This window comes from Massilibacterium senegalense (assembly GCF_001375675.1).
GTDB classification, from domain to species: domain Bacteria; phylum Bacillota; class Bacilli; order Bacillales; family Massilibacteriaceae; genus Massilibacterium; species Massilibacterium senegalense.
In genome coordinates, this window is sequence record NZ_LN831785.1 from 207706 (window position 1) to 232844 (window position 25139).

Consider the following 25139-nt stretch of genomic DNA (forward strand, 5'->3'; position numbering starts at 1 on the left):
CTCAACTTTATTGCACAAGTTGACGCTATTCGGAGGATTAGGTCGAGCCTTTCAGAGCGTTACCTCATCATTCGACTCATCTGATTTCTTAGTTCTCCTAGCTAATGAGCTAGTGGCTAATCTTTTCAATTAGCAACGTGTCGCACTATCTTGATATTCATCAACAAGAACATATTGAAATTTGTATTGATAATGTTCTAACACTTGCGGATCTTTTTTAAATAGTTCAATCGTCATCATAATTAAATCATCGAAGTCTAACGAATGACTCATCATCAAGCGACGTTGGTATTCTTTATATACTTGCGCAACTGTTTGTTGATACATATCGCCAGCTGTTTCTGCAAAATCTTTTGGTTTTTTTAATTCATTTTTTGCTCCACTTATTGTTCCTAGAATACTACGTGGATCAAATTTTTTCGGATCAATGTTTTGTTCTTTTAAAATTCGTTTAATCACCGATAATTGATCGGTTGTATCTAAAATAGTAAAGTTTCGATTAATGCCAATTCGATCGATGTCTCGTCGTAAAATACGTACGCACATCGAGTGAAATGTGGAAATCCAAATATCTTCTGCAACAGGACCGACAATTTTAGCGACCCGCTCTTTCATTTCTCGAGATAGTGATAGGTAAGAGTCATCCTCATCTTGTTTATGTTAGGAACTCTTTTCCCCCACTTCACACCGTACGTGATAGTTTCCCATCATACGGCGTTCCATCCATTAAAACGATGTTAAAAATCTACCTTTCCTATTTAAACGAAGACTTTAACATGTTTCAGTGGACTATGCCCCTTTGCTCCACAGGCATTACCCTGCTTCTTCACTACTACGGGCTGCTGTCCTACAGATTCAACAATCATTTCCTCCTGTTTAGGAACATCTGGTCTTACACCCATTCTCATTTCCTTCTGTAGTTCCTCTGTTCCCTATATCCTAGCTTTTCACCGATGCCTTAGCCTCCTACTCTGACTCGTCAGCCATCCTTTTATCCGCGGTTGGTGGACGCAAGGACATTAATTTTTTATATTAATACCGTTATCGCAAAGCAGCATACAATAACCGCGACTGAACCTTATAAACTAGGCATGTACTTTTTCGCACACATTGCATCTACGAGTCGTTCCTCCGCAGGTTCGTTCCAATATTCTAAGAATATTCTCTAGACATAGCATCGTTATAGCACCCCGACTACTCATCACCATCACAGGTTACCTTTTCGCCGACTTCAGCGAGCTCTCGTACCCTTATTTTGTAAGAAACAAGCGCACGTCGCAGGACTTAGGCAAGATTTCCAACCTTAAATCAAGGAAAGGAGTTTCACCTTTCTTCTCGGATATAGAGTTAGGGAATCATTTCCCCCTCACTTTTCCTGTTCATTTCTGAATCAGATTGTGTAAGAACAGAGCGCACCTGCTTTATTTGTAAACGTAATCGCTAAAATGTTATAAGGAGCAACGTGTTTTTCTGCCATTAAATACGCAATTCGATGCGTTAACACACGTGTTTTTCCACTTCCTGCTCCAGCCATAATTAAAAGTGGACCATCTGTTTTTTTTACAGCCATTTGTTGGGGCTCATTTAGCCCTTCTAGTAAGTAATCACTTAAATGTGACAACCGTATCACCTCATTCATTTTATTCCGTTTCTTTTACAGCTTTTACAGTTTCTAATGCTTGATCTATGTTTTCATAAATCACATTTCCAACTACGATTATATCAGCAAAGCGCGACATTTTTTTAGCTTTTTCATAACTATCAATGCCACCACCGTATATAAACACCGTGTCTCCTTCTAATGCATAGGACACTTTTTCTACAATGGATTCATCGCCGTACACGCCGCTATACTCTAAATAAAAAATAGGTAATCGGAAAAGTTTTGAAGCAAGTTCTGCATAGCTAACGACATCCTCTGCATCTAACGCTGTATTCGCTTCTGTTGCTTGTGCCACTTTCGAATTTGGATTTAAAATGCAATAACCTTCCGCTACGATTTCATCCCAATTCATAACACCGCTAAATTGTTTCAATGCTTGTTGATGGTTTGCTGTAATCCATTGATGGTTCGTGCTATTTAATACAGTTGGAATCAAATAAACATCAAAACCTGGTGTCACCATTTCTACAGAGGACACTTCTAATGCTACTGGAACCGTATATCGACGAACACGTACAAGTATATCTAATGTATTATCTAACGTAACGCCATCTGTTCCACCTACAATAATAGCATCTGTACCAGATTCGCAAATCCGTTCTAATTGTTCATCTGAAATTGGTTTATTTGGATCCATTTTAAAAACGTGTTTCCATTCACGATAATCCCACATCATATCTAACCTCTTTTCTTCTTCCATCTGTCACATTTCCTTTATACAAAAGATTTGTTTCTATCCATTGAGATGGTATGGTCTTCTTTTTTATTGTACAGACTTAGTTGGTAAAAACAACTTTCTTCTGCTTCTTTTTGGATTTTTTTGTTTGGAATGATTGATGGTTCTGAAGAATATAAAAAAAGGCATCGTAGATTGAAGAAGGAACGTCGACGTTCCTAGATAGAAGTTATTCCTCTCCAATATAGAACATATGTTTTCCTTTTTCAAGTTTTTTTCATGATTAGGTAAAGAAATCTTCCATCCATGAGGGTTTCGCACTCCTCCACTGATGGTTAGATGTATGGATTCCCACTTAATTGTTTTTTAGCGCTGCCTTTAGGAGTCTTACTACCGTTGATGTAGAATAAAAAGAAAAGGACCTGCAACAACGTGTTACAAGCCCTCCTCTTCCTCGTTTCCTCGTTTATATAGTCGTTCTAATGCCATCTCATAGCCATCATTCCCGTAATTCAAACAACGTTTTACTCGAGATATAGTTGCTGTTGATGCACCTGTTTCAGTCTCGATTTTATGATACGTATTCCCTTCACTGAGCATACGTGCTACTTCTAAACGTTGTGCAAGAGATTGAATTTCGTTCGCTGTACATAAATCATCAAAAAATAGATAACACTCCTCTAACGTTTCTAATGATAAGATCGCATTGAACAATTGGTCTAGTTCTCTGCCGCGAAGTTTATCAAGTTGCACGATTATCCATCCCTTTCCTTCTACATAATCTATTTCACACATATCCATGATTGTTTTCAAACAAAACGCTTTCATTCCGTTTTTATTGTATCATGAAATAATATTTTCCGCTTTACTATTTTAACGCATAAGAGAAGGAAATAAAATAGTTTGCTTCATTACATCATACATTCCCACTGGTGTAATACGAATATAAGGTAAATGAGTAGAGGATAAAAACAATAATGTATAAATAGGATCTTCAAATGGATAACCCAACTCGCGAATCGCGTGTACAAATGATTCATGTTTCGTTATTAAATGTGGAACAGATTCAAACGACATCCCGCCGCCGAGCGGTAGTTCAATTTCAGCACACACTTCCCCATCTCGGATTAGACAAATGCCACCTTTCATTTCTTTCACTCGTTGAAATGCTTTTACCATATCTTTTTTGCTTTTTCCAATGAATAAAATATCGCCGGTAGTGGAATATGTACTACAAAGTCCCCCAACATCCGTAGCAAACCCTTTTAAAATCGTATTCACACGCCATTTGCCATGTCGGTCTAGGAGCACTAAAAAGTTTTCATCGTGGTCGTTGCTTAATGCTTCTGTCGAAACATCTATCGCATATTGATAAGGTTTCGTAATCACAGAATTAATCATTCTTATTCCAAATGGCATCGAAAAGTGTAAATCATCCATCGTCACGTCAAAATCGAGTTCCACACCTTTCTCCATTCCTTTCCAATCAATATTTATCGACGGAAACGTGTCTTCCCCATCTCGTTTCACCCATACCCCTTTTGCTATTACGCTATCTGGTATAGGATTTTGCAACGAGGATAATACATTTAAATGAGCTAATCTGCCTGGAGCGATAATTCCTAACATGTCATCTAATCGAAAGTGACGAGCTGGGTATAAACTAGCCATATTGTACGCTTCAATTGGATTAATGTTTTCTTGCAAAGCCATCGCAATCATCGCATCAATCATACCTTCTTTTAAAAATAAAGGCATCGAACCATCTGTCGTGTACATAAATGATTCATAGCTCGTTAAGTCATATGCTTGCAGTTCTTTTAATACTATTTGCGCATCTGGACGGATAGAGGAATAACGAAGCGTTGTCATAAGCCCCATTGTTGCTCGCATATACGCTTCTTTTCCCGTCATTGCTTCGTGATCACTCGTCACACCGAGCAATTCCATCATCGTTAATGTTTTTTCGGATGCTCCCGGCAAATGTCCATCGATTGGTTTACGCAATGATTTCATTTCTTGCATCCAATGTAACATCATATCATTAGAGTGAAGCACTTTCGGCCAAGCCGTTAATTCTCCGCCTTGAATCACATCAGGATGATTCATCCATTCTTGAACTCGCGTTGTTTGAAAATACTGTTCATTATTTCTTAATTCTGTTTGCGCATCAAAACGACTCCACCAATATACCGATGTTGGTAATCGTCTGAAATCCTCGATAAATGGTAGCGCTTTCTCATTTGGCAATAATAAAAAAAATGGCATGTTATCATTCACCAATGTTGTCGTTCCACCTTGGGATGCATAATGCGCAAGTGATTGGGGATTATAAAGTTGAAATGGATGTGCATGTGGTTCCACATAGCCTGGTACAATAAAGTAATTTGTTACATCAACAACTTCTGTCTGATGCATATGATCCGGCATTTTTTCTCCAACATAAACGATGCGATCTCCATAAATCCAAATGTTCCCTTTCATCCATCGTTTTAATGGTCCATGTAAATATGTTGCATGTTGCAACACCATTGTCGGTTCTAGTTGTCCTTTCACAACACTTACTTGCTCTCGCAATTGTTTTTTCGTCCAGTAAACCATCCTTTCACCCCCGAATTTCTTTTTTTTATCCTACCACACATTACGTGATTTCACTAATTATTTCATACAAAAAGGAGTTGTAAAAATGAAACCAAATATTGGATTTTTAAATGCATTTATTCGATTAGTGCTCGGGTTTACGATGATCAGTTTTGCTATCGCTCGATTATCGAAACGACCATCTTGTACAAAAAATCAATTGTTTGCCTTTTTTAGTGCAAAAACAATTGCAGAAGGGTTGATGCGTTACTGTCCAGTTACGGCATGGATTAAATCATCCTCAACATCCACGCAAGAAAAAGCAGAAGGTAGCGATAGCGACGAAGCATTTCAATTAATGACAGACTTTATAAAAACAGTAGCTTCGCCTAAAACAGACGAAGCTACGAGTGTAAATCAGGATGTGAATATATAAGATGACAGAATATTTTACAGATTCTATCTTTGTGATTGGTATAATTATCGCTTGTATTTTAGCTGTTATTGCTGTCTATGTTAGAAAGCGTCGCGTTCTGAAGAAATAGCACGATATCCAATATCACTACGATAAAAGGCATCATCACAACTAATTTTTTTCATTTCTTCATATACAGCTGTTTGTGCTTCTTGTAACGTTTTGGCACGACGAGCTACTAATAAAATGCGCCCACCATTTGTCACAAGGGCGCTTTCTTTTTCTTTTGCGCCTGCAATAAACAAGAGTGTGTCATCATCTAATGATGATAATCCATCGATTGCTTTTCCTTTTTCATACGCCTCAGGATAACCACCAGATGCTAATACGACACCTAGTACCGCATCGTCACTCCACGTTAATGTTACGTCACGTCCTGCTAAAATATCTAATAACAGCGTTGCTAAATCATTTTCAAGTCGAGGAAGAACGACTTGTGTTTCAGGATCGCCAAAACGAGCATTAAACTCGATTACTTTTGGTCCTTCTTTTGTTAAAATCAGTCCCGCATATAAAATTCCTGTAAAAAAACGATCTTCTTTTACCATTGCTTCTGCTACTGGATGAACAACCGTTTGAAGGGCTGTTTGAACAGCTTCTTCCGAAATTTGTGGAACCGGAGAATAAGCACCCATACCACCTGTGTTTGGTCCTTTGTCCCCATCAAACGCACGCTTATGGTCCTGTGCAATGACCATTGGATATACATTTGTGCCGTGTACAAACGACATGAGCGAGAACTCTTCTCCTTCTAAAAATTCTTCAATGACGACTTGCGCGCTTGCATCTCCAAATTTTTTATCTTCTAACATCATGCGTAATGCATCAATTGCTTCTTCTTCCGTCATCGCAACCGTAACGCCTTTTCCTGCTGCGAGACCGTCTGCTTTAATAACAATCGGTGCTCCTTCTTTTTCTACATACGCTTTTGCATCTTCAAAGTTTGTAAACTTTTCGTACTTTGCTGTTGGAACGTTATATTTTACCATTAATTCTTTTGCGAAAGATTTGCTACCTTCAATTAAAGCTGCGTTTTTCTTCGGACCAAAAACCGTTAATCCTTCTTCTTCAAAGCGATCCACAATTCCTTCTAATAAAGGGTTTTCCGGACCTACAAATGTTAAAGCGATGTCTTGTTCTTTTGCGAATGTAACGAGCTCATCTTGATTTGATTCGGCAATCGGTACAATTGTTGCTATATTTTTCATTCCTGCATTACCTGGGGCAACAAACACCTCTTCCACTTTGTCGCTTTGGGCAAACTTCCATGCAATCGTATGTTCACGACCACCTTGTCCAATGACTAATACTTTCATAAACGTTCCTCCATTTCATTCATGATTAATGTTTAAAATGACGTACTCCTGTAAATACCATTGCAATACCGTACTCGTCTGCTTTTTTAATGGAATCTTCATCACGAATCGATCCACCTGGTTGGATAATAGCGGTTACGCCAGCTTTTGCTGCTGCTTCTACTGTATCATCCATTGGGAAAAATGCATCAGAGCCAAGCGCAGAACCAGTTGCTTTTTCTCCTGCTTGTTCAATCGCAATTTTTGCAGCACCGACACGGTTCATTTGACCTGCACCTACACCGATTGTCATTTGATCTTTTGCAAGTACAATCGCATTTGATTTCACATGTTTAACGACTTTCCATGCTAATTTTAAATCTTCCCATTCTTTTTCTGTTGGTTCACGTTTTGTAGCCACTTTTAATTCTGCATCGTCGATTGTGTATGCATCTTCTTCCTGTACTAAAAGACCACCAGTAATCGATGTTAATTGAATTTCTTTTTCATCTTTTGCAGCAAAATCAACTGTTAATAAACGTAAGTTTTTCTTTGCCGTTAAAATTTCTAATGCTTTTTCACTAAAGGATGGCGCGATGATGATTTCTAAGAAAATTTCTTTCATTTTTGCAGCTGTTTGTTCATCGATTTCACGGTTCGCACAAATAATACCACCAAAAATAGAAACTGGATCTGCTTCATATGCACGATCATATGCTTGTTCAATTGTTCCAGCTGTACCAACACCACAAGGATTCATATGTTTTACTGCAACTACTACTGGGTCTTTAAAGTCTTTTGCAATACGTAATGCTGCGTTTGCATCATTAATGTTGTTATAAGAAAGTTCTTTTCCGTTTAATTGTTTTGCGTTTGCAATCGAACATTTTGCACCTAATGGTTTTTGATAGAATGTTGCTTTTTGATGTGGATTTTCTCCGTAACGTAAAGACTGTACTTTGTTGTATGTAACGGTTAATGATTCTGCATCTTTTTCGCCAACTGCGTTTGTTAAATATTGAGAAATCAAAGCATCGTATGCAGCTGTATGACGGAATACTTTCGCTGCTAATTGACGTTTTGTTTCTGCTGTTGTATCACCGTTTGCTTTTACTTCTTCTACTACTTTATCGTAATCTGCTGGATCTGTTACTACTGTTACGTAAGCATGGTTTTTCGCTGCAGCACGTAACATACTTGGTCCACCGATATCAATATTTTCAATCGCTTCTGGGAATGTTACATCTGGCTTTTCAATCGTTTGTTGGAAAGGATAAAGATTGACTACGACTAAGTCAATTGGAGTAATATTATGTTCTTTTAATGCTTGCATATGCTCTTCTTTATCACGAATGGCAAGCAACCCACTATGGATGTTTGGGTGTAATGTTTTCACACGACCATCTAAAATTTCTGGAAAACCAGTTACTTCTGAAATACCGATTACTGGAATACCCGCTTCTTGAATTGCTTTTTTTGTACCTCCAGTTGATACTACTTCTACTCCTAAATCAACTAGGGCTTTCACAAAAGGAATAATCCCCGCTTTATCAGATACACTTACTAACGCACGTTTCATTGCCAACGTCTGTCATCCCTTTCTAAGAAAATAATTTCACTAATGTTTTTGGATATAACTCATATTCAATTTGATGAATTTTTTCTTCTAACGATTCTCTCGTTTCATCGTCTTCTAATTGTACTGCTTGTTGCGCGATAATCGGACCAGTATCCATTCCTTCATCCACATAATGCACCGTTATTCCTGCAACTTTGACACCTGCTTGAAACGCTTGACCAATCGCATCTTTTCCTGGAAAAGCTGGTAATAACGACGGATGAATATTAATAATTTTCCCTTCGTACGCAGCTAATAGGGTGTGACCAATTAAACGCATATAACCTGCTAATACGATAAATTCTACTTGTTTTTCTTGCAACGCGCGTAAAATTTCTTGTTCATACGCTGCTTTATCCGCAAAATCTTTAGGAGAAAGTGCGAGCGAGTCAATCTGTAACGCTTTTGCTCGCTCTAACACTTTTGCTCCCGGTTTATCACAAATTAACAATTCAATCGAACACGGGATGTTTAATGGCTTCACATTTTTTGCAATATTTTCGAAGTTCGTTCCACTTCCCGATGCAAAAATAGCGATCTTTTTCATTCGTTCGCACCTACCATTTTAATACCTTCACCTTTTACCACTTTCCCAATAACAGCCGGTGTTTCACCTAGTTCATGGAAAAGATTCATTAGTGGCTCTACTTCTTCTTTCGGTACCGCACATATCATGCCAATTCCCATATTGAACACATTGTACAATTCGTCTTCAGGAATGTTTCCTTTTTCTTGAATGAAACGGAAAATGTGTGGCACATTCCATGTTCCTTTTTCTACTTCTGCACCGAATCCTTCTGGTAACATACGTGGAATATTTTCATAAAAACCACCACCAGTAATGTGTGCTAAACCATGAATCGTATGCTTTTTCATCGCTTCTAGTAATGCTTTTACATAAATTCTCGTTGGAGTTAACAACACTTCTCCTAATGATTGGTCAAATCCTTCGTATGTTTCATGTAAGTCTAATTTATTTTCTTCTAGTAATACGTAGCGAACTAGAGAATAGCCGTTACTATGAATACCGTTAGAAGCAAGTCCAATTAACACATCGCCGTCTTGTACTTTTTCTCCCGTTAATAAGTTTGATTTTTCTGCTACTCCGACAGAAAATCCAGCTAAGTCATATTCTTCGTCTCCGTACATGCCTGGCATTTCTGCCGTTTCCCCGCCAATCAAGGCACAACCTGCTTGCACACAACCTTCTGAAACCCCTTTAACGATTTGCTCGATTTTTTCAGGTTCTGCTTTTCCGCAAGCAATGTAATCAAGGAAAAAGATTGGTTCCGCTCCTTGTACGACAATATCATTAACACACATTGCCACTGCATCAATTCCGATTGTGTCGTGCTTATCCATCATAAAAGCAAGCATAAGCTTTGTTCCTACACCGTCTGTTCCTGATACTAAAACAGGCTCTTTATATTGAAAAGAAGAAAGGTCGAATAATCCACCGAACGATCCTAATCCACCTAATACTTCTTTACGCATCGTTTTTTGAACGTGCTTTTTCATTCGTGAAACAGCTTCATATCCAGCTTCAATATTAACGCCTGCTTTTTTATACGATTCTGACATGCTATTTTGTCCTCCTTCGCTTGCCTTCTTTTTTAATCTTTTTCATAGGGCGGAAGGGAATCCGGATAAATTTCTGTTGGATATTTCCCTGTAAAACAAGCTAAACATTGTCCGCAGTTTTTTTGTTCTTTTGGTCGTCCGATTGCTTCCATTAACCCTTCTACCGATAAGAAGGTTAATGAATCCGCTCCGATAATTTCACGCATTTCTTCTACGGAATGATTAGCACCAATTAACTCTTCCTTTGTAGACGTATCGATACCGTAAAAACAAGAATGCGTAATAACAGGTGAACTAATACGAACGTGTACTTCTTTTGCACCTGCTTCTTTTAATAAACGGACGATACGTTTACTTGTTGTCCCGCGGACAATCGAATCATCAACCATGACAACGCGTTTTCCTTCCACGATGCCACGGACAGCAGATAATTTCATTTTTACCCCTTTTTCTCGTAATTCTTGAGAAGGTTGAATGAATGTACGTCCAACATAACGGTTTTTAATTAATCCTAATTCGTATGGAATACCCGCCTCCTCTGCGAATCCAATCGCTGCTGAAATACTTGAATCTGGTACTCCTGTTACGACATCTGCTTCTACTGGTGCTTCTTGCGCTAATTTTTTTCCAAGGTTTTTACGTGCAAAATGAACATTAATTTTTTCTAAGTTACTGTCTGGTCTTGCAAAGTAAATATACTCCATACTACACATTGCCCGGTCTTGCATTTGTGTAAATTGTTCCGAACGAGCACCATCTTTTGTAATAATAAGCAATTCACCAGGTTCAATATCGCGCTCGTATTTAGCACCAACCACATCAAATGCACATGTTTCACTTGCTACGACATACGCATCTCCAATTCGACCAAGCGATAAAGGACGTAAGCCGTGTGGATCTAATGCCACCATTAATTCATTCTCTGTCATTACTAAAAAGGCATATGCACCTTTTACCATAGAAAGAGCATTTTTCATTTTCTCTTCCAATGTCATATACCCGCTACGACGAATTAAGTGTGCTAATACTTCTGTATCAGACGTTGTTTGAAAAATACTACCTTGCGCTTCTAATTGATGGCGAAGTGCAGTTGCATTTGTCAAATTCCCATTATGTGCAAGCGCCAAACTACCACCTGTTTGTGATTTAAAAAAGAGCGGTTGAACATTATGGTATCCGCCACCCCCAGCTGTTGAATAGCGAACATGCCCGATAGCTGCCGAACCTTTCAGGCTTTTAATAATATCATTATTAAAAATTTCTGTAACAAGTCCTAACCCTTTGTGTGCTTTTAATTCTTTTCCATCACTTACAACAATCCCGGCACCTTCTTGGCCGCGATGTTGTAAACTATGCAAACCGTAGTACGTGATTTGGGAGGCATCTTCATGCCCCCAAACCCCAAATACACCACATTCTTCGTTTAAGCCTCTTATTTCACCGAGCATGGGATTGCTCCTTTCCAAGCGTTAACAAGTTCTTTTGCGTCCGCACGAATGACTTCTTTTGTTCCATCATTTACAGTCAACACTTCTTCTGCCACCACTGTACCGATTTGTTTACTATCTTTCACAATTGCTTCAAATGCTGCTTTATTTTCTTCTTTTACAGAAACGATAAAACGTGATTGTGATTCACTAAATAATTGAGCAGTGGCATCGCCTGCTAATGTTACGTCTGCACCAAAACCTGTTTCCATCATACTTTCTGCTAAAGCAACCCCTACGCCACCTTCTGAAACATCATGTGCTGAATCCACAAGACCAGCTTGAATTGCTTCTAACAATTGATCAAGACGTGCTTTTTCCACTGTTAAATCAATTTCTGGAGCACGTCCAAAAATTTTACCTTCTACCATTTTTTGAAGTTCACTACCACCGAATTCTGCTTTTGTTTCCCCAATTAAATAAATACCATCTCCAGCTTGTTTAAAACTTTGTGTTGTAACATGTGCCAAATCTTTTACAAGCCCTACCATTCCAATAATTGGTGTTGGGTAAATAGCTTCTCCATTTGTTTCGTTATATAAAGAAACATTTCCGCCGATAACCGGAGATTCTAATACACGACAAGCTTCACTCATTCCGTCTGTTGCTTTTTCAAATTGCCAGAAGATTTCTGGGCTTTCTGGGCTACCGAAGTTAATTCCGTCTGTAATTGCTAGCGGTTCTCCACCAGAACATACAATGTTACGAGCTGCTTCTGCTACAGCAATTTTCCCACCAACTTCTGGATCTAAATAAATATAACGAGCGTTACAATCCGTTGTCATCGCAATCCCTTTATTTGTACCACGAACACGTAACACAGCTGCGTCGCTTCCTGGTGCTACAACCGTATTTGTACGTACCATATAATCATATTGATCGTATACCCATTCTTTTGATGCAATAGTTGATTGACTCAATAATTGAAGTAACGTTTCTTTATGATCTTTTACTTTTGGTTGATAGTCGATTGCTTGGTACTCACGATAATACGCTGGTTCAGATGAAGGTTTATGATAAACAGGTGCATCTTCTGCTAATGCATCCACTGGTACTTCTGCTACGATTTCACCTTTATGGAATAAACGATACATTTTATCGTCTGTTACAACCCCAACTTCAACCGCTAATAAGCCCCATTTATCGAAAATCGCTTTAATTTCATCTTCGCGACCTTTTTGGACAACTAAAAGCATCCGTTCTTGTGATTCAGAAAGCATCATTTCATATGGTGTCATTCCTTCTTCACGTTGTGGAATGTTATCTAAGTATAATTCCATACCAGTTCCTGCTTTAGATGCCATTTCACTAGAAGAAGAAGTAAGCCCTGCAGCTCCCATGTCTTGAATTCCGACTAATGCATCACATTTTACTACTTCAAGACAAGCTTCTAGTAATAATTTTTCCATGAATGGGTCCCCAACTTGAACTGCTGGACGTTTTTCCTCCGAAGCTTCTGTTAATTCTTCTGAAGCAAATGTTGCCCCGTGAATGCCATCACGACCAGTCGCTGCACCAACGTACATAACTGTATTTCCAGTTCCTTTCGCGACCCCTTTTTGAATGTCTTCGTGGTTAATTAATCCAACGCACATCGCATTTACAAGTGGATTTCCTTCGTAACAAGGGTCAAATTGCACTTCCCCACCAACAGTTGGAATCCCGATACAGTTTCCGTATCCTGCAATTCCATGTACCACTTCTGAAAATAAGTATTTTACTTTATTGGAATCTAACTCACCGAAACGAAGAGAGTTAAGCATCGCAATTGGACGAGCTCCCATTGAAAATACGTCACGGATAATTCCACCTACACCTGTTGCAGCACCTTGGTATGGTTCAATTGCAGATGGGTGATTATGACTTTCAATTTTAAATACAACTGCTTGGTTATCCCCGATATCTACAATCCCAGCACCTTCCCCAGGTCCTTGTAGTACGTATTTTCCATCTGTAGGAAACTTTCTTAATACAGGTTTTGAGTTTTTATAACTACAATGTTCCGACCACATCACAGAAAAAAGACCTGTTTCTGTATAGTTTGGTAAACGTCCTAAAATTGATTCAACCATTCCAAACTCTTCATCGGTTAAACCCATTTCACGATAAATTTTTAAGTCTTTAATTTCTTGAGGATTTGGTTCACGATGTTTGTTTGACATGATTTTCCCTCCAGTTTCGTAAAATTGATTTAAATAAAGCTAATCCGTCGTCACTACCTAATAATGCATCCACAGCGCGTTCCGGATGTGGCATCATTCCAAGCACATTTCCTTGTTTATTCACAATACCAGCAATATCTGCTACCGAACCGTTTGGATTATCTTTGTAACGGAAAACAATTTGTTTCTTTTCTTCTAATTCTTTTAACGTTTGCTCATCACAATAATAGTTTCCTTCTCCATGAGCAATCGGAATCGAGATAATTTGTTTTTCTTCGTATTCTGTTGTGAACATTGTTTGATTATTTTCAACAATTAAATCAACCGGACGACACATGAATTTTAAATTTTTGTTACGAAGCATTGCACCTGGAAGTAACCCTGATTCTAGTAAAATTTGAAATCCATTACAGACACCTAAAACAGGTTTACCTGCTTCTGCCGCTTTTTTTACAGCGTCCATTGCATCAGAAAAACGAGCAATTGCGCCGCAACGTAAATAGTCTCCGTAAGAGAATCCGCCTGGAAGTAAAATTCCGTCATACTCATCCAGATTTTCTACGTTATGAAAAACATATTCTACTTCTTCACCAAGTTCATCACGAATCGCATGATACATATCTACATCACAGTTTGATCCTGGGAAAACGATGACAGCAAATTTCACGATTAGTTGACCTCCTCGATTTCAAAACGGTAATCTTCAATAACCGTGTTCGCTAATAATTTTTTACACATTTCATCAATACGCGCTTCTAAATTTTCTGTATTTTCTAACGTTAATTCTAAGTATTTTCCGATACGAACATCTTGTACTTCTTCAAAAGATAAACGATGTAATGAACCTAACACTGCTTTTCCTTGAGGATCTAACACACTTTCCTTTAACGTAACAAACACTTTTACTTTTACCATTGCTTTGCGCCTCCTAATCGTTTTAACTTCCTTTTTTATGAATAAACAACTAGATTCGTTTATTATTTTAAAAATGATGGAAAGAGAACACACTCACGAAAGCATGTCCTCTTATGTAATTAATCATCTAAACCTAGTCGTGTAAAAATCGTATCTACTTGTTTTAAATGATAGTGATAGTCGAAACAATCATCTATTTCTTCTTTCGATAAATAAGAAGTAATTTTTGAATCAGCTTCTACTAAAGAACGGAATGGAATTGCTTTTTCCCACGCTTCCATCGCTTTCGGTTGTACTGTATCATACGCTTCTTCGCGAGCAAGACCTTTATCAATTAACGCTAAAAGTACACGTTGTGAATAAATCAGTCCGTACGTACGATCCATGTTGCGTTTCATGTTTTCAGGGAACACCGTTAAGTTTTTCACAATATTTCCGAACCGATTTAACATATAGTTAATCGCAATCGTTGCGTCCGGTAAAATAATCCGTTCTGCAGAAGAATGAGAAATATCTCTTTCATGCCATAACGAAACATTTTCATACGCTGTCATCATGTAACCGCGAACGACACGAGCCATTCCAGACATATTTTCTGATCCAATTGGATTTCGTTTATGTGGCATGGCAGAAGAACCTTTTTGACCTTTTGCGAAAAATTCTTCTACTTCGCGTGTTTCTGATTTTTGTAATCCACGAATTTCTGTCGCCATTTTTTCAATAGACGTAGCAATTAACGCTAAAGTAGCCATATAGTGAGCATGGCGATCACGTTGTAACGTTTGTGTAGAAATTGGTGCACGATGTAATCCCAAATGTTTACATACGTATTCTTCTACAAACGGATCAATATTGGCATACGTTCCAACAGCACCAGATAATTTTCCGTAACGAATTCCATCTGCTGCTTGTTTAAAACGCTCTAAGTTACGTTTCATTTCTTCATACCATAATGCTAATTTCAACCCAAATGTCGTCGGTTCTGCATGAACCCCATGTGTCCGCCCCATCATAACGGTATATTTATATTCTTTTGCTTTATTTTTTAAAATATCGATAAAGTTTTCAATATCTTTTAAAATGATGTCATTTGCTTGTTTTAATAGATAAGATAATGCTGTATCGACAACGTCTGTTGAAGTTAAACCGTAATGTACCCATTTACGTTCTTCCCCTAACGTTTCTGACACAGCTCTAGTAAAAGCAACAACGTCATGTCTTGTTGATTTTTCAATTTCTGCAATTCGTTCTACATCAAAAGAAGCATTTTCTCTTAATTTCTTTACATCTTCTTTTGGAATGGCTCCTAATTCTGCCCAAGCTTCACATGCAAGTATTTCTACTTCCAACCATGCTTGATAACGGTTTTCTTCCGTCCAAATTTTCCCCATCTCAGGGCGTGTATAACGTCCGATCATGTGATTTCCTCCAGTTCAAAAAATATAAATGACTTATCACATCTATTGTACCATTTACCATATTTTCAATGTATCCACTTTTTGCAAAGCTTCTTCTGTTGTATCCGCTAAAATATTTAAATGTCCCATTTTTCGCTTTTCTTTTGCTTCTTTTTTTCCGTACAAATGAAGCTTACAATCTTCGTAAAATGGAATTTTTTGAATCGATGGTTCTAAATGTTCACCTAAAATATTGACCATCACTACTGGTTTTAAAAGTGTTGTTTTGCCTAAAGGCCAGTTACAGATAGCCCGAATATGCTGTTGAAATTGTGATGTTTCACAAGCATCAATTGAAAAATGCCCAGAGTTATGCGGACGTGGTGCCATTTCATTCACGAAAATAGAACCGTCTGATTTTACGAACATCTCAACTGCAAGCGTTCCGACAAGCGCTAAATCTTTTGCAATCGTATAAGCGATTTCTTTTGCTTTTTCTTCTGTTTTTTGACTAATCCGAGCTGGTACAATCGTTTCGTGTAAGATATTATCTTTATGAATATTTTCTGCTACTGGAAAAGTGGAAATATCTCCATCTGTATTTCGAACGACAATCACAGAAATTTCCTTTTTAAATGGTACCCATCGCTCTAAAATTAATTTTTGCGTCCCGATTAATTCTTTTGCTTTTTCGATATCTTCATTCGTACGAATGACTACTTGTCCTTTCCCGTCATAGCCCCCACGGCACGTTTTTAATACAGCAGGCATTCCTAATGTAGCTATCGCTTGTTCTAATTCTTTTTCTGTATAAATAATTTCAAAAGGTGCAACATCAATACCTAATGATTGCACTTCTTTTTTTTCAAACTCCCGATCTTGTGTAATGGCTAATAATTGAAATCCTTGCGGTAAGTTGGCGTTTTTTTCTAAATATTCTGCCACGTGAGCATCAATGTTTTCAAATTCATACGTTAAAACATCACTCACTTCACTTAATTTTTTGGCCGCTTCCATATCATCAAACGGAGCAACAATTTCGATGTCACTAATTTGACCACATGGAGAATCTTTTGATGGATCTAATACAGCAATTCGATACCCCATCTCCCGTGCTGCGATTGCCATCATTCTCCCTAATTGTCCTCCACCTAAAATTCCGATTGTTTTTCCTGGTTCGATAAAGTTGCTCACAATGTGTCACTACTTTCTATGACTTGTTGTTTCGTTGCTTCTCTACGTTTTTCTAAGCGTTCTTTTACATCCTCATCGAAAGCACTAATGATTTGTGCTGCTAAAAGCCCTGCATTCGTTGCTCCTGCTTTTCCGATAGCTACTGTTGCCACTGGAATTCCTCCTGGCATCTGTACAATAGAAAGCAATGAATCTAATCCATTTAATGCTCTTGATTGCACTGGTACACCGATAACTGGAAGTGTCGTTTTTGCTGCAGTCATTCCTGGTAAATGCGCAGCGCCACCAGCTCCTGCAATAATGACTTTCAACCCTTTTTCACGCGCTTTTTCTGCATATTCAAACATTAAATCTGGTGTCCGATGTGCAGAAACGACTTTTTTCTCATAAGGAATAGAAAGTTCCTCTAGTACATCACAAGCATGTTTCATTGTTTCCCAATCTGATGTACTTCCCATAATTACTCCTACTAATGGTTGTCCCACTTTTACATCCTCCTTATCGATGGTGTCACAAAAAAACTTGATATAGATGCTATTCCCCAAATTAGATGGAAGAATTTCTATATCAAGTCACTTTTTAAAAATTCCAAAAAAATTGAAATTTTGACCTGCAAATATATCTTAAAGAAATACTTCCCTCATAGTCTAGTAATTTATGGTTACTAGGTAGAAACTTTTGGGCCATATCCCCAATATTATATGAGGTCATTTACTGTTATTTAACTTTCTTTATCTTAACAATGAATAAGACGAACGTCAATAAAATATCGAACATTATTTTTTTATCTTTTTTAAACGTTCGGTTTTTACTAATTCCATCATCTTTCTTATCTCTATTCTTCCTCTGTTTGTGTAATTTTATGATCATTTACGAATAAATCGACCGCATCTTCCTCCATTTGAACTTCTCCATTTGTTCCGATTGTTAACGTACCACTTAACGTACCAATATGCATTTCTTGAATTTTATAATGCACTTGTTGCGGTTGTCTTTTCACTTCTTCTTCTAATTGATGAATTTTTTTCGTTAATAGTTGCACTCGTCGTTCTAATTGTTGCAAATATACATATAACGACTGCATTCTTTCACCCCTTTCATCCGCCTAACATACACTACATTAACAAAATCATGTAAAGGAGCTGTTCTAACATGGAAAAATTTGAGCACTATAACGATTGGAAAAAAGCTGCTTCCTCTTTTTTAGGAGATGAATTTTGGTTAGAATTTCGAGATTTTTTTCACGTCCATACTCCTTTGGTTAATATGTATGAAACGACAGACGAACTTATCTGTGTAATTCATGCACCAGGCAAACAAACAGTACACGATTGGAATATTTCTGTGCATCAGCAAGAATTATTTCTTTCAGGAGAGATTGAGTTTGGTGTAAATGGCTATAAAATGCTGCATGAAGAAATGAGCCCTGGTCCTTTCCGTCGAAAAGTAACGCTACCTTATCCCGTACGAAATGATAAGGTCGATGCCGTTTTTAAAAATGGGATGCTCTTCGTTTATTTATATCCAGATCGTCAAACTATCCATGCCCAACAAACAATCCCGATTAAAACAGAAAATGCTTCATTATAAGCAACTAGTTATCAGGCCATGAAATGAATCTAGCATTTCAAATTTTTAAATGTAATATTTTAGTGAAGTACGTGTTTAATCTTACTTGCCACTCCTTGCTTATTTTTATAGTAAATATGAGATGATAGGAAAAATAAAAAACTTCTTCATTTGAATCGATTAAAAAGAAAGAAGCTAAATTTCTACTATACGTAGGATATTAGCTTCTTTTTTACATCTAGATGATAAAAATGAAACAGCTCTCATTATGTTTTACTTTTTAATATGGAGCAACCACCACTTAATTTGGTGGTGGTGCAGGCGGAACGGGTGGTACGGTTGAAGGAGCAATAGGCGGAACGAAATATGTCGTTTGTGGAGGTAATTGCTTAAAGCAATCCTTTTCGATTACTTTTTCATTGGAAACAGGACGAACAATTAATGTTTTTCCAATATTAAAAGAACCATTAGATGCAATTGAATTAATTTTAATATTAATTATAGAAACCTTCATAGCAAGCCTCACTTCGAATTAAAAAAAGCATTTTGCTGATTTGATAAATCACCTTGATCTAGAAAATCATCATCTATCTTTTTATTATGGGAAATAATGTTTGTTGGGGAATGGGTACCATAATTAAAGTTTGCCCCTTGTGTCTTTTCTGAAAAGGTAAATCCGTTATATAGACTTTGACCAAATGATATTTTTCCGTCTATAAAAACTTGATTGATATCGATTTGATGAAATTGATTTATCACACTCACCTTTAGTGTCACTCCTTTGCTATTTTCACTATAAAACAAAGAATGGGTAAGCTTAAATATTTCCAGAGATTGGACTAGAGGGGTTACCGATTTGATCTTGATCGCTTACATCGTTGTCAATCGTATGATTATTAGTCATCGCACTTGTTGGAGAAAAGTCACCGATAGAACTATTTGTTCCTTGAAGTTTAGAGTTAGAAGTGTGGCTATTGTGTAAAGTATTACCGAAACTAATCGAACCATTAGAGGAAACATTATTTACCTTAATGTTAAAAATGTTATTAACAACTGGCATATCGCTCACCCTTTATCAAGGATACTTCATTTCAATCTTTCCATGAACGAACAAAATACTTAGATAATATTAAGATATGAAAAAGCAAGTCGTTTGGTGAAACAAATAGAAAAATTCTTTCATTCATAAAGAAAAAAGACAAAAAGAGAGTTAGTGAATGTTCACTAACTCTCTTTTACAGTTGCCTGGCAACGTCCTACTCTCACAAGGGGAAACCCCTCACTACCATCGGCGCAAAAGAGCTTAACTTCCGTGTTCGGCATGGGAACGGGTGTGACCTCTTTGCCATTATCACCAGACAAAGTTATTCTTTCAAAACCAAATAACGAATGTTGTACAACCAATTTAGTATTAGGATAAGCCCTCGACCGATTAGTATCTGTCAGCTACACGTGTCACCACGCTTCTACACCAGACCTATCAACCTCATCATCTATAAGGGGTCTTACTAGCTTACGCTATGGGAAATCTCATCTTGAGGGGGGCTTCATGCTTAGATGCTTTCAGCATTTATCCCGTCCACACATAGCTACCCAGCGATGCTCCTGGCGGAACAACTGGTACACCAGCGGTGTGTCCATCCCGGTCCTCTCGTACTAAGGACAGCTCCTCTCAAATTTCCTACGCCCGCGACGGATAGGGACCGAACTGTCTCACGACGTTCTGAACCCAGCTCGCGTACCGCTTTAATGGGCGAACAGCCCAACCCTTGGGACCGACTACAGCCCCAGGATGCGATGAGCCGACATCGAGGTGCCAAACCTCCCCGTCGATGTGGACTCTTGGGGGAGATAAGCCTGTTATCCCCAGGGTAGCTTTTATCCGTTGAGCGATGGCCCTTCCATGCGGAACCACCGGATCACTAAGCCCGACTTTCGTCCCTGCTCGACTTGTAAGTCTCGCAGTCAAGCTCCCTTATGCCTTTGCACTCTACGAATGATTTCCAACCATTCTGAGGGAACCTTTGGGCGCCTCCGTTACCTTTTAGGAGGCGACCGCCCCAGTCAAACTGCCCGCCTGACACTGTCCCCAAGCCGGATTACGGCTTCAGGTTAGAATTTCAGCACAACAAGGGTAGTATCCCACCAATGCCTCCCTCGAACCTAGCGATCCGAGTTCTATGGCTCCTACCTATCCTGTACAAGCTGTACCAAAATTCAATATCAGGTTACAGTAAAGCTCCATGGGGTCTTTCCGTCCTGTCGCGGGTAACCTGCATCTTCACAGGTACTATAATTTCACCGGGTCTCTCGTTGAGACAGTGTCCAAATCGTTACGCCTTTCGTGCGGGTCGGAACTTACCCGACAAGGAATTTCGCTACCTTAGGACCGTTATAGTTACGGCCGCCGTTTACTGGGGCTTCGATTCAGAGCTTCTCCTAATGGATAACCCCTCCTCTTAACCTTCCAGCACCGGGCAGGCGTCAGCCCCTATACTTCGCCTTGCGGCTTTGCAGAGACCTGTGTTTTTGATAAACAGTCGCTTGGACCTATTCACTGCGGCTTTCCTAGGCTTGCACCCAAGAAAGCACCCCTTCTCCCGAAGTTACGGGGTCATTTTGCCGAGTTCCTTAACGAGAGTTCTCCCGAGCGTCTTAGAATTCTCATCCCGCCTACCTGTGTCGGTTTGCGGTACGGGCACCATCCACCTCGCTAGAGGCTTTTCTTGGCAGTGTAGGATTAGGAACTTCGGACCATATGGTCCTTCGCCATCACAGCTCAGCCTTTGTGGTAAGCGGATTTGCCTACTTACCAGCCTAACTGCTTGGACGCGCATAACCAGCAGCGCGCTACCCCTACCTTCCTGCGTCCCCCCATTGCTCAAATGGTGACGTGGTGGTACAGGAATATCAACCTGTTCTCCATCGCCTACGCCTTTCGGCCTCGGCTTAGGTCCCGACTAACCCTGAGCGGACGAGCCTTCCTCAGGAAACCTTAGGCTTTCGACGGAGGGGATTCTCACCCCTCTTTTCGCTACTCATACCGGCATTCTCACTTCTAAGTGCTCCACCAGTCCTCTCGGTCTAGCTTCGCTGCACTTAGAACGCTCCCCTACCACTGTCCGTTAGGACAATTCGCAGCTTCGGTGATACGTTTAGCCCCGGTACATTTTCGGCGCAGAGTCACTCGACCAGTGAGCTATTACGCACTCTTTAAATGGTGGCTGCTTCTAAGCCAACATCCTGGTTGTCTAAGCAACTCCACATCCTTTTCCACTTAACGTATACTTGGGGACCTTAGCTGGCGATCTGGGCTGTTTCCCTCTTGACTACGGATCTTATCACTCGCAGTCTGACTCCCAAAGATAAGTCTATGGCATTCGGAGTTTGACTGAATTCGGTAACCCGAGATGGGCCCCTAGTCCAATCAGTGCTCTACCTCCACGACTCTTCCTTTGAGGCTAGCCCTAAAGCTATTTCGGGGAGAACCAGCTATTTCCAAGTTCGATTGGCATTTCACCCCTACCCACACCTCATCCCCGCATTTTTCAACATACGTGGGTTCGGGCCTCCATTCAGTGTTACCTGAACTTCACCCTGGACATGGGTAGATCACCTGGTTTCGGGTCTACGACTACATACTAATTCGCCCTGTTCAGACTCGCTTTCGCTGCGGCTCCGTCTCTTCAACTTAACCTTGCATGCAATCGTAACTCGCCGGTTCATTCTACAAAAGGCACGCCGTCACCCATTAACGGGCTCCGACTAGTTGTAAGCACACGGTTTCAGGTTCTCTTTCACTCCCCTCCCGGGGTGCTTTTCACCTTTCCCTCACGGTACTGGTTCACTATCGGTCACTAGGGAGTATTTAGCCTTGGGAGATGGTCCTCCCGGATTCCGACGGAATTTCACGTGTTCCGCCGTACTCAGGATACATTCTGGAGAGAATAATGTTTCAATTACAAGGCTGTTACTTTCTTTGGCGGACCTTTCCAGGTCGCTTCACTTACATTATTCCTTTGTAACTCCGTATAGAATGTCCTACAACCCCAAAAAGCAAGCTTCTTGGTTTGGGCTCTTCCCTCTTCGCTCGCCGCTACTAAGGGAATCGATGTTTCTTTCTCTTCCTCTGGGTACTTAGATGTTTCAGTTCCCCAGGTTACCTTCTTTACGCTATGAATTCACGTAAAGATACTATCCGATTAAGGATAGTGGGTTTCCCCATTCGGAAATCTCCGGATCAAAGCTTACTTACAGCTCCCCGAAGCATATCGCTGTTCGTTGCGTCCTTCATCGGCTCCTAGTGCCAAGGCATCCACCGTGCGCTCTTTATAGCTTAACCTAAATAATTCTAAGATCGGTTTTTGTACGATGAATCTCGACTATATCATATAATCAAAATATCAATGATTCGTTATTTGGTTTTCAAAGAACAACAACCCGCCTTAAGCGGATTTTTATTATATCACTCACTTTCTTAAAAAAGAAAGCGGTAATTTTTGAGAGATATCCTCTCAAAACTAAACAAACGTCTAAGCAGCCAATCTAAAGATTGAAAATGTTTTTGTAAAAGAGCGATGCTCTTTGTATATTCCTTAGAAAGGAGGTGATCCAGCCGCACCTTCCGATACGGCTACCTTGTTACGACTTCACCCCAATCATCTACCCCACCTTCGGCGGCTGGTTCCAAAAGGTTACCTCACCGACTTCGGGTGTTGCAAACTCTCGTGGTGTGACGGGCGGTGTGTACAAGGCCCGGGAACGTATTCACCGCAGCATGCTGATCTGCGATTACTAGCGATTCCGACTTCATGCAGGCGAGTTGCAGCCTGCAATCCGAACTGAGAGTGACTTTATGGGATTAGCTCCGCCTTGCGACTTCGCGACCCTTTGTATCACCCATTGTAGCACGTGTGTAGCCCAAGTCATAAGGGGCATGATGATTTGACGTCATCCCCACCTTCCTCCGGTTTGTCACCGGCAGTCACCTTAGAGTGCCCAACTAAATGCTGGCAACTAAGATCAAGGGTTGCGCTCGTTGCGGGACTTAACCCAACATCTCACGACACGAGCTGACGACAACCATGCACCACCTGTCACCTTGTCCCCCGAAGGGGAAAACTCTATCTCTAGAGCGTGCAAGGGATGTCAAGACTTGGTAAGGTTCTTCGCGTTGCTTCGAATTAAACCACATGCTCCACCGCTTGTGCGGGCCCCCGTCAATTCCTTTGAGTTTCAGTCTTGCGACCGTACTCCCCAGGCGGAGTGCTTAGTGCGTTAGCGACAGCACCGAGGGTTGGACCCCCCGACACCTAGCACTCATCGTTTACAGCGTGGACTACCAGGGTATCTAATCCTGTTCGCTCCCCACGCTTTCGCGCCTCAGCGTCAGTTGCAGACCAGAGAGTCGCCTTCGCCACTGGTGTTCCTCCATATCTCTACGCATTTCACCGCTACACATGGAATTCCACTCTCCTCTTCTGCACTCAAGCTTTCCAGTTTCCAATGACCCTCCACGGTTGAGCCGTGGGCTTTCACATCAGACTTAAGAAGCCGCCTGCGCGCGCTTTACGCCCAATAATTCCGGATAACGCTTGCCACCTACGTATTACCGCGGCTGCTGGCACGTAGTTAGCCGTGGCTTTCTGGTTAGGTACCGTCAAGGTACCGCCCTATTTGAACGATACTTGTTCTTCCCTAACAACAGAGTTTTACGATCCGAAGACCTTCATCACTCACGCGGCGTTGCTCCGTCAGACTTTCGTCCATTGCGGAAGATTCCCTACTGCTGCCTCCCGTAGGAGTTTGGGCCGTGTCTCAGTCCCAATGTGGCCGATCACCCTCTCAGGTCGGCTACGCATCGTTGCCTTGGTAGGCTGTTACCCTACCAACTAGCTAATGCGCCGCGGGCCCATCCTTAAGTGATAGCCGAAGCCATCTTTTATCATTAGACCATGCGGTCTAATCAGTTATCCGGTATTAGCACCGATTTCTCGATGTTATCCCAGTCTTAAGGGCAGGTTGCCCACGTGTTACTCACCCGTCCGCCGCTAACCTCAAAGGAGCAAGCTCCTCGTCGGTTCGCTCGACTTGCATGTATTAGGCACGCCGCCAGCGTTCATCCTGAGCCAGGATCAAACTCTCAAATAAAAGTTTTGCGTTGGCTCTTTAGAATTGACTAGAGATGTATTCATACAAATTGTATGTTGTACATTCTATTGCTTGACGTTTCGTTTAGTTTTCAAAGGACATCATCGCTTCTCATTAGCGACTTTCTATATAATATCACATCGCATTCATAAATGCAATATCTTTTTTCGAAATATTTTTGAACGTTTTGCATTCTTTTTGAGAACGCTATTAACTTTATCACATAATTTATTGTGATGCAACTCTTTTTCAAAAAAATATCCTTTATAAAAAAATATCCTCCTCACCGATTGTTCATTGTATGTATTCCATTTTTATGCGCTACAAGAATCTTACTCACAATCTTAGAAAGTTTCCATAAAGAAGCACAAAACTAT

Annotated in this window: 22 protein-coding genes, 3 rRNA genes, 2 pseudogenes and 1 riboswitch; of the genes and pseudogenes, 3 read left to right on the forward strand and 24 right to left on the reverse strand. The window is 40.0% G+C overall.

Translation table 11 applies throughout. From position 1 onward, the window contains the following. Positions 1-144 precede the first annotated feature (144 nt). The 6 genes and pseudogenes from BN1372_RS01725 to BN1372_RS01745 all read right to left on the reverse strand — a co-directional run. A pseudogene (locus tag BN1372_RS01725) lies at positions 145-624 on the reverse strand (UvrD-helicase domain-containing protein); the annotation flags it as partial. 134 nt (positions 625-758) lie between these two features. Next, on the reverse strand, positions 759-902 hold the full coding sequence (locus tag BN1372_RS15440; protein ID WP_222704664.1) for a hypothetical protein: 144 nt from the start codon (positions 900-902) through the stop codon (positions 759-761). Positions 903-1417: 515 nt separating this feature from the next. After that, positions 1418-1639 (reverse strand): annotated as a pseudogene (locus BN1372_RS01730) (UvrD-helicase domain-containing protein); the annotation flags it as partial. 1 nt (position 1640) lies between these two features. Beyond that, on the reverse strand, positions 1641-2336 hold the full coding sequence (pcrB, locus tag BN1372_RS01735; protein WP_062197440.1) for a heptaprenylglyceryl phosphate synthase: 696 nt from the start codon (positions 2334-2336) through the stop codon (positions 1641-1643). A 438-nt stretch (positions 2337-2774) separates the two neighbouring features. Beyond that, the gene (locus BN1372_RS01740) at positions 2775-3092 is read right to left on the reverse strand and encodes a YerC/YecD family TrpR-related protein (RefSeq protein WP_062197441.1); all 318 of its coding nucleotides are present in this window, start codon (positions 3090-3092) and stop codon (positions 2775-2777) included. Between the two features lie 120 nt (positions 3093-3212). Then, positions 3213-4940 (reverse strand): adenine deaminase C-terminal domain-containing protein, encoded by a 1728-nt coding sequence (locus tag BN1372_RS01745; protein ID WP_062197168.1) that lies wholly within the window; start codon positions 4938-4940, stop codon positions 3213-3215. A gap of 85 nt (positions 4941-5025) precedes the next feature. Here BN1372_RS01745 and BN1372_RS01750 point away from each other — a divergent pair, with 85 nt between their 5' ends. After that, positions 5026-5355, forward strand: a complete 330-nt coding sequence (locus BN1372_RS01750; RefSeq protein ID WP_062197169.1) for a YgaP family membrane protein — start codon at positions 5026-5028, stop codon at positions 5353-5355. 1 nt (position 5356) lies between these two features. After that, complete coding sequence (locus tag BN1372_RS15795; RefSeq protein WP_407656425.1) at positions 5357-5464, forward strand: EYxxD motif small membrane protein; 108 nt, start codon at positions 5357-5359, stop codon at positions 5462-5464. Here BN1372_RS15795 and purD read toward each other — a convergent pair. From purD to gerPC, 12 genes are all read right to left on the reverse strand, one after another. Then, positions 5436-6710, reverse strand: coding sequence for a phosphoribosylamine--glycine ligase (gene purD / locus BN1372_RS01755; protein ID WP_062197170.1), 1275 nt, complete (start codon positions 6708-6710; stop codon positions 5436-5438). The genes BN1372_RS15795 and purD overlap by 29 nt on opposite strands. A gap of 25 nt (positions 6711-6735) precedes the next feature. Continuing rightward, positions 6736-8274 (reverse strand): bifunctional phosphoribosylaminoimidazolecarboxamide formyltransferase/IMP cyclohydrolase, encoded by a 1539-nt coding sequence (gene purH / locus BN1372_RS01760; RefSeq protein ID WP_062197171.1) that lies wholly within the window; start codon positions 8272-8274, stop codon positions 6736-6738. Positions 8275-8290: 16 nt separating this feature from the next. Then, positions 8291-8854 (reverse strand): phosphoribosylglycinamide formyltransferase, encoded by a 564-nt coding sequence (gene purN / locus BN1372_RS01765; protein WP_062197172.1) that lies wholly within the window; start codon positions 8852-8854, stop codon positions 8291-8293. After that, on the reverse strand, positions 8851-9888 hold the full coding sequence (gene purM, locus BN1372_RS01770; RefSeq protein ID WP_062197173.1) for a phosphoribosylformylglycinamidine cyclo-ligase: 1038 nt from the start codon (positions 9886-9888) through the stop codon (positions 8851-8853). The genes purN and purM overlap by 4 nt, the downstream gene beginning before the upstream one ends. A 32-nt stretch (positions 9889-9920) precedes the next feature. Beyond that, positions 9921-11336, reverse strand: a complete 1416-nt coding sequence (gene purF / locus BN1372_RS01775) for an amidophosphoribosyltransferase (RefSeq protein WP_062197174.1) — start codon at positions 11334-11336, stop codon at positions 9921-9923. Next, positions 11321-13537 carry a phosphoribosylformylglycinamidine synthase subunit PurL gene (gene purL, locus BN1372_RS01780; protein WP_062197175.1) on the reverse strand — a complete coding sequence of 739 codons (2217 nt, stop codon included), beginning with the start codon at positions 13535-13537 and terminating at the stop codon, positions 11321-11323. The genes purF and purL overlap by 16 nt, the downstream gene beginning before the upstream one ends. After that, complete coding sequence (purQ, locus tag BN1372_RS01785) at positions 13518-14204, reverse strand: phosphoribosylformylglycinamidine synthase subunit PurQ (protein WP_062197176.1); 687 nt, start codon at positions 14202-14204, stop codon at positions 13518-13520. The genes purL and purQ overlap by 20 nt, the downstream gene beginning before the upstream one ends. 2 nt (positions 14205-14206) lie before the next feature. Beyond that, positions 14207-14452, reverse strand: a complete 246-nt coding sequence (gene purS, locus BN1372_RS01790) for a phosphoribosylformylglycinamidine synthase subunit PurS (protein ID WP_062197177.1) — start codon at positions 14450-14452, stop codon at positions 14207-14209. Positions 14453-14571: 119 nt separating this feature from the next. Further along, a complete protein-coding gene (gene purB / locus BN1372_RS01795; RefSeq protein WP_062197178.1) occupies positions 14572-15870 on the reverse strand; it encodes an adenylosuccinate lyase in 1299 nt (432 codons plus the stop codon). A gap of 54 nt (positions 15871-15924) precedes the next feature. Then, the gene (purK, locus tag BN1372_RS01800; RefSeq protein ID WP_062197179.1) at positions 15925-17046 is read right to left on the reverse strand and encodes a 5-(carboxyamino)imidazole ribonucleotide synthase; all 1122 of its coding nucleotides are present in this window, start codon (positions 17044-17046) and stop codon (positions 15925-15927) included. Beyond that, the gene (purE, locus tag BN1372_RS01805) at positions 17040-17501 is read right to left on the reverse strand and encodes a 5-(carboxyamino)imidazole ribonucleotide mutase (protein ID WP_062197442.1); all 462 of its coding nucleotides are present in this window, start codon (positions 17499-17501) and stop codon (positions 17040-17042) included. Before purE ends, purK begins: the two co-directional genes overlap by 7 nt. Positions 17502-17666: 165 nt before the next feature. Next, positions 17667-17768: riboswitch (purine riboswitch) on the reverse strand. Between the two features lie 110 nt (positions 17769-17878). Next, positions 17879-18127, reverse strand: a complete 249-nt coding sequence (gene gerPC, locus BN1372_RS01810) for a spore germination protein GerPC (protein ID WP_062197180.1) — start codon at positions 18125-18127, stop codon at positions 17879-17881. A 68-nt stretch (positions 18128-18195) separates the two neighbouring features. Between gerPC and BN1372_RS01815 the strand changes: the two genes are divergently transcribed. Beyond that, complete coding sequence (locus BN1372_RS01815; protein WP_062197181.1) at positions 18196-18633, forward strand: Hsp20/alpha crystallin family protein; 438 nt, start codon at positions 18196-18198, stop codon at positions 18631-18633. A gap of 280 nt (positions 18634-18913) precedes the next feature. On the opposite strand, the gene BN1372_RS01820 is transcribed toward BN1372_RS01815, so the two are convergent. The 6 genes from BN1372_RS01820 to BN1372_RS01845 all read right to left on the reverse strand — a co-directional run bounded on the left by BN1372_RS01820 (position 18914) and on the right by BN1372_RS01845 (position 24762). Then, on the reverse strand, positions 18914-19126 hold the full coding sequence (locus BN1372_RS01820) for a spore germination protein (RefSeq protein WP_062197182.1): 213 nt from the start codon (positions 19124-19126) through the stop codon (positions 18914-18916). 8 nt (positions 19127-19134) lie between these two features. Then, complete coding sequence (locus BN1372_RS01825; protein WP_062197183.1) at positions 19135-19377, reverse strand: spore germination protein; 243 nt, start codon at positions 19375-19377, stop codon at positions 19135-19137. A 52-nt stretch (positions 19378-19429) separates the two neighbouring features. Continuing rightward, the gene (locus BN1372_RS01830) at positions 19430-19672 is read right to left on the reverse strand and encodes a spore germination protein (protein WP_062197184.1); all 243 of its coding nucleotides are present in this window, start codon (positions 19670-19672) and stop codon (positions 19430-19432) included. Positions 19673-19855: 183 nt separating this feature from the next. Continuing rightward, positions 19856-19971 (reverse strand): 5S ribosomal RNA (gene rrf / locus BN1372_RS01835). Positions 19972-20024: 53 nt separating this feature from the next. Then, positions 20025-22954 (reverse strand): 23S ribosomal RNA (locus BN1372_RS01840). Positions 22955-23211: 257 nt separating this feature from the next. Further along, positions 23212-24762, reverse strand: a 16S ribosomal RNA gene (locus tag BN1372_RS01845). Together the 16S, 23S and 5S rRNA genes form the textbook arrangement of a ribosomal RNA operon. Positions 24763-25139: the final 377 nt, after the last annotated feature.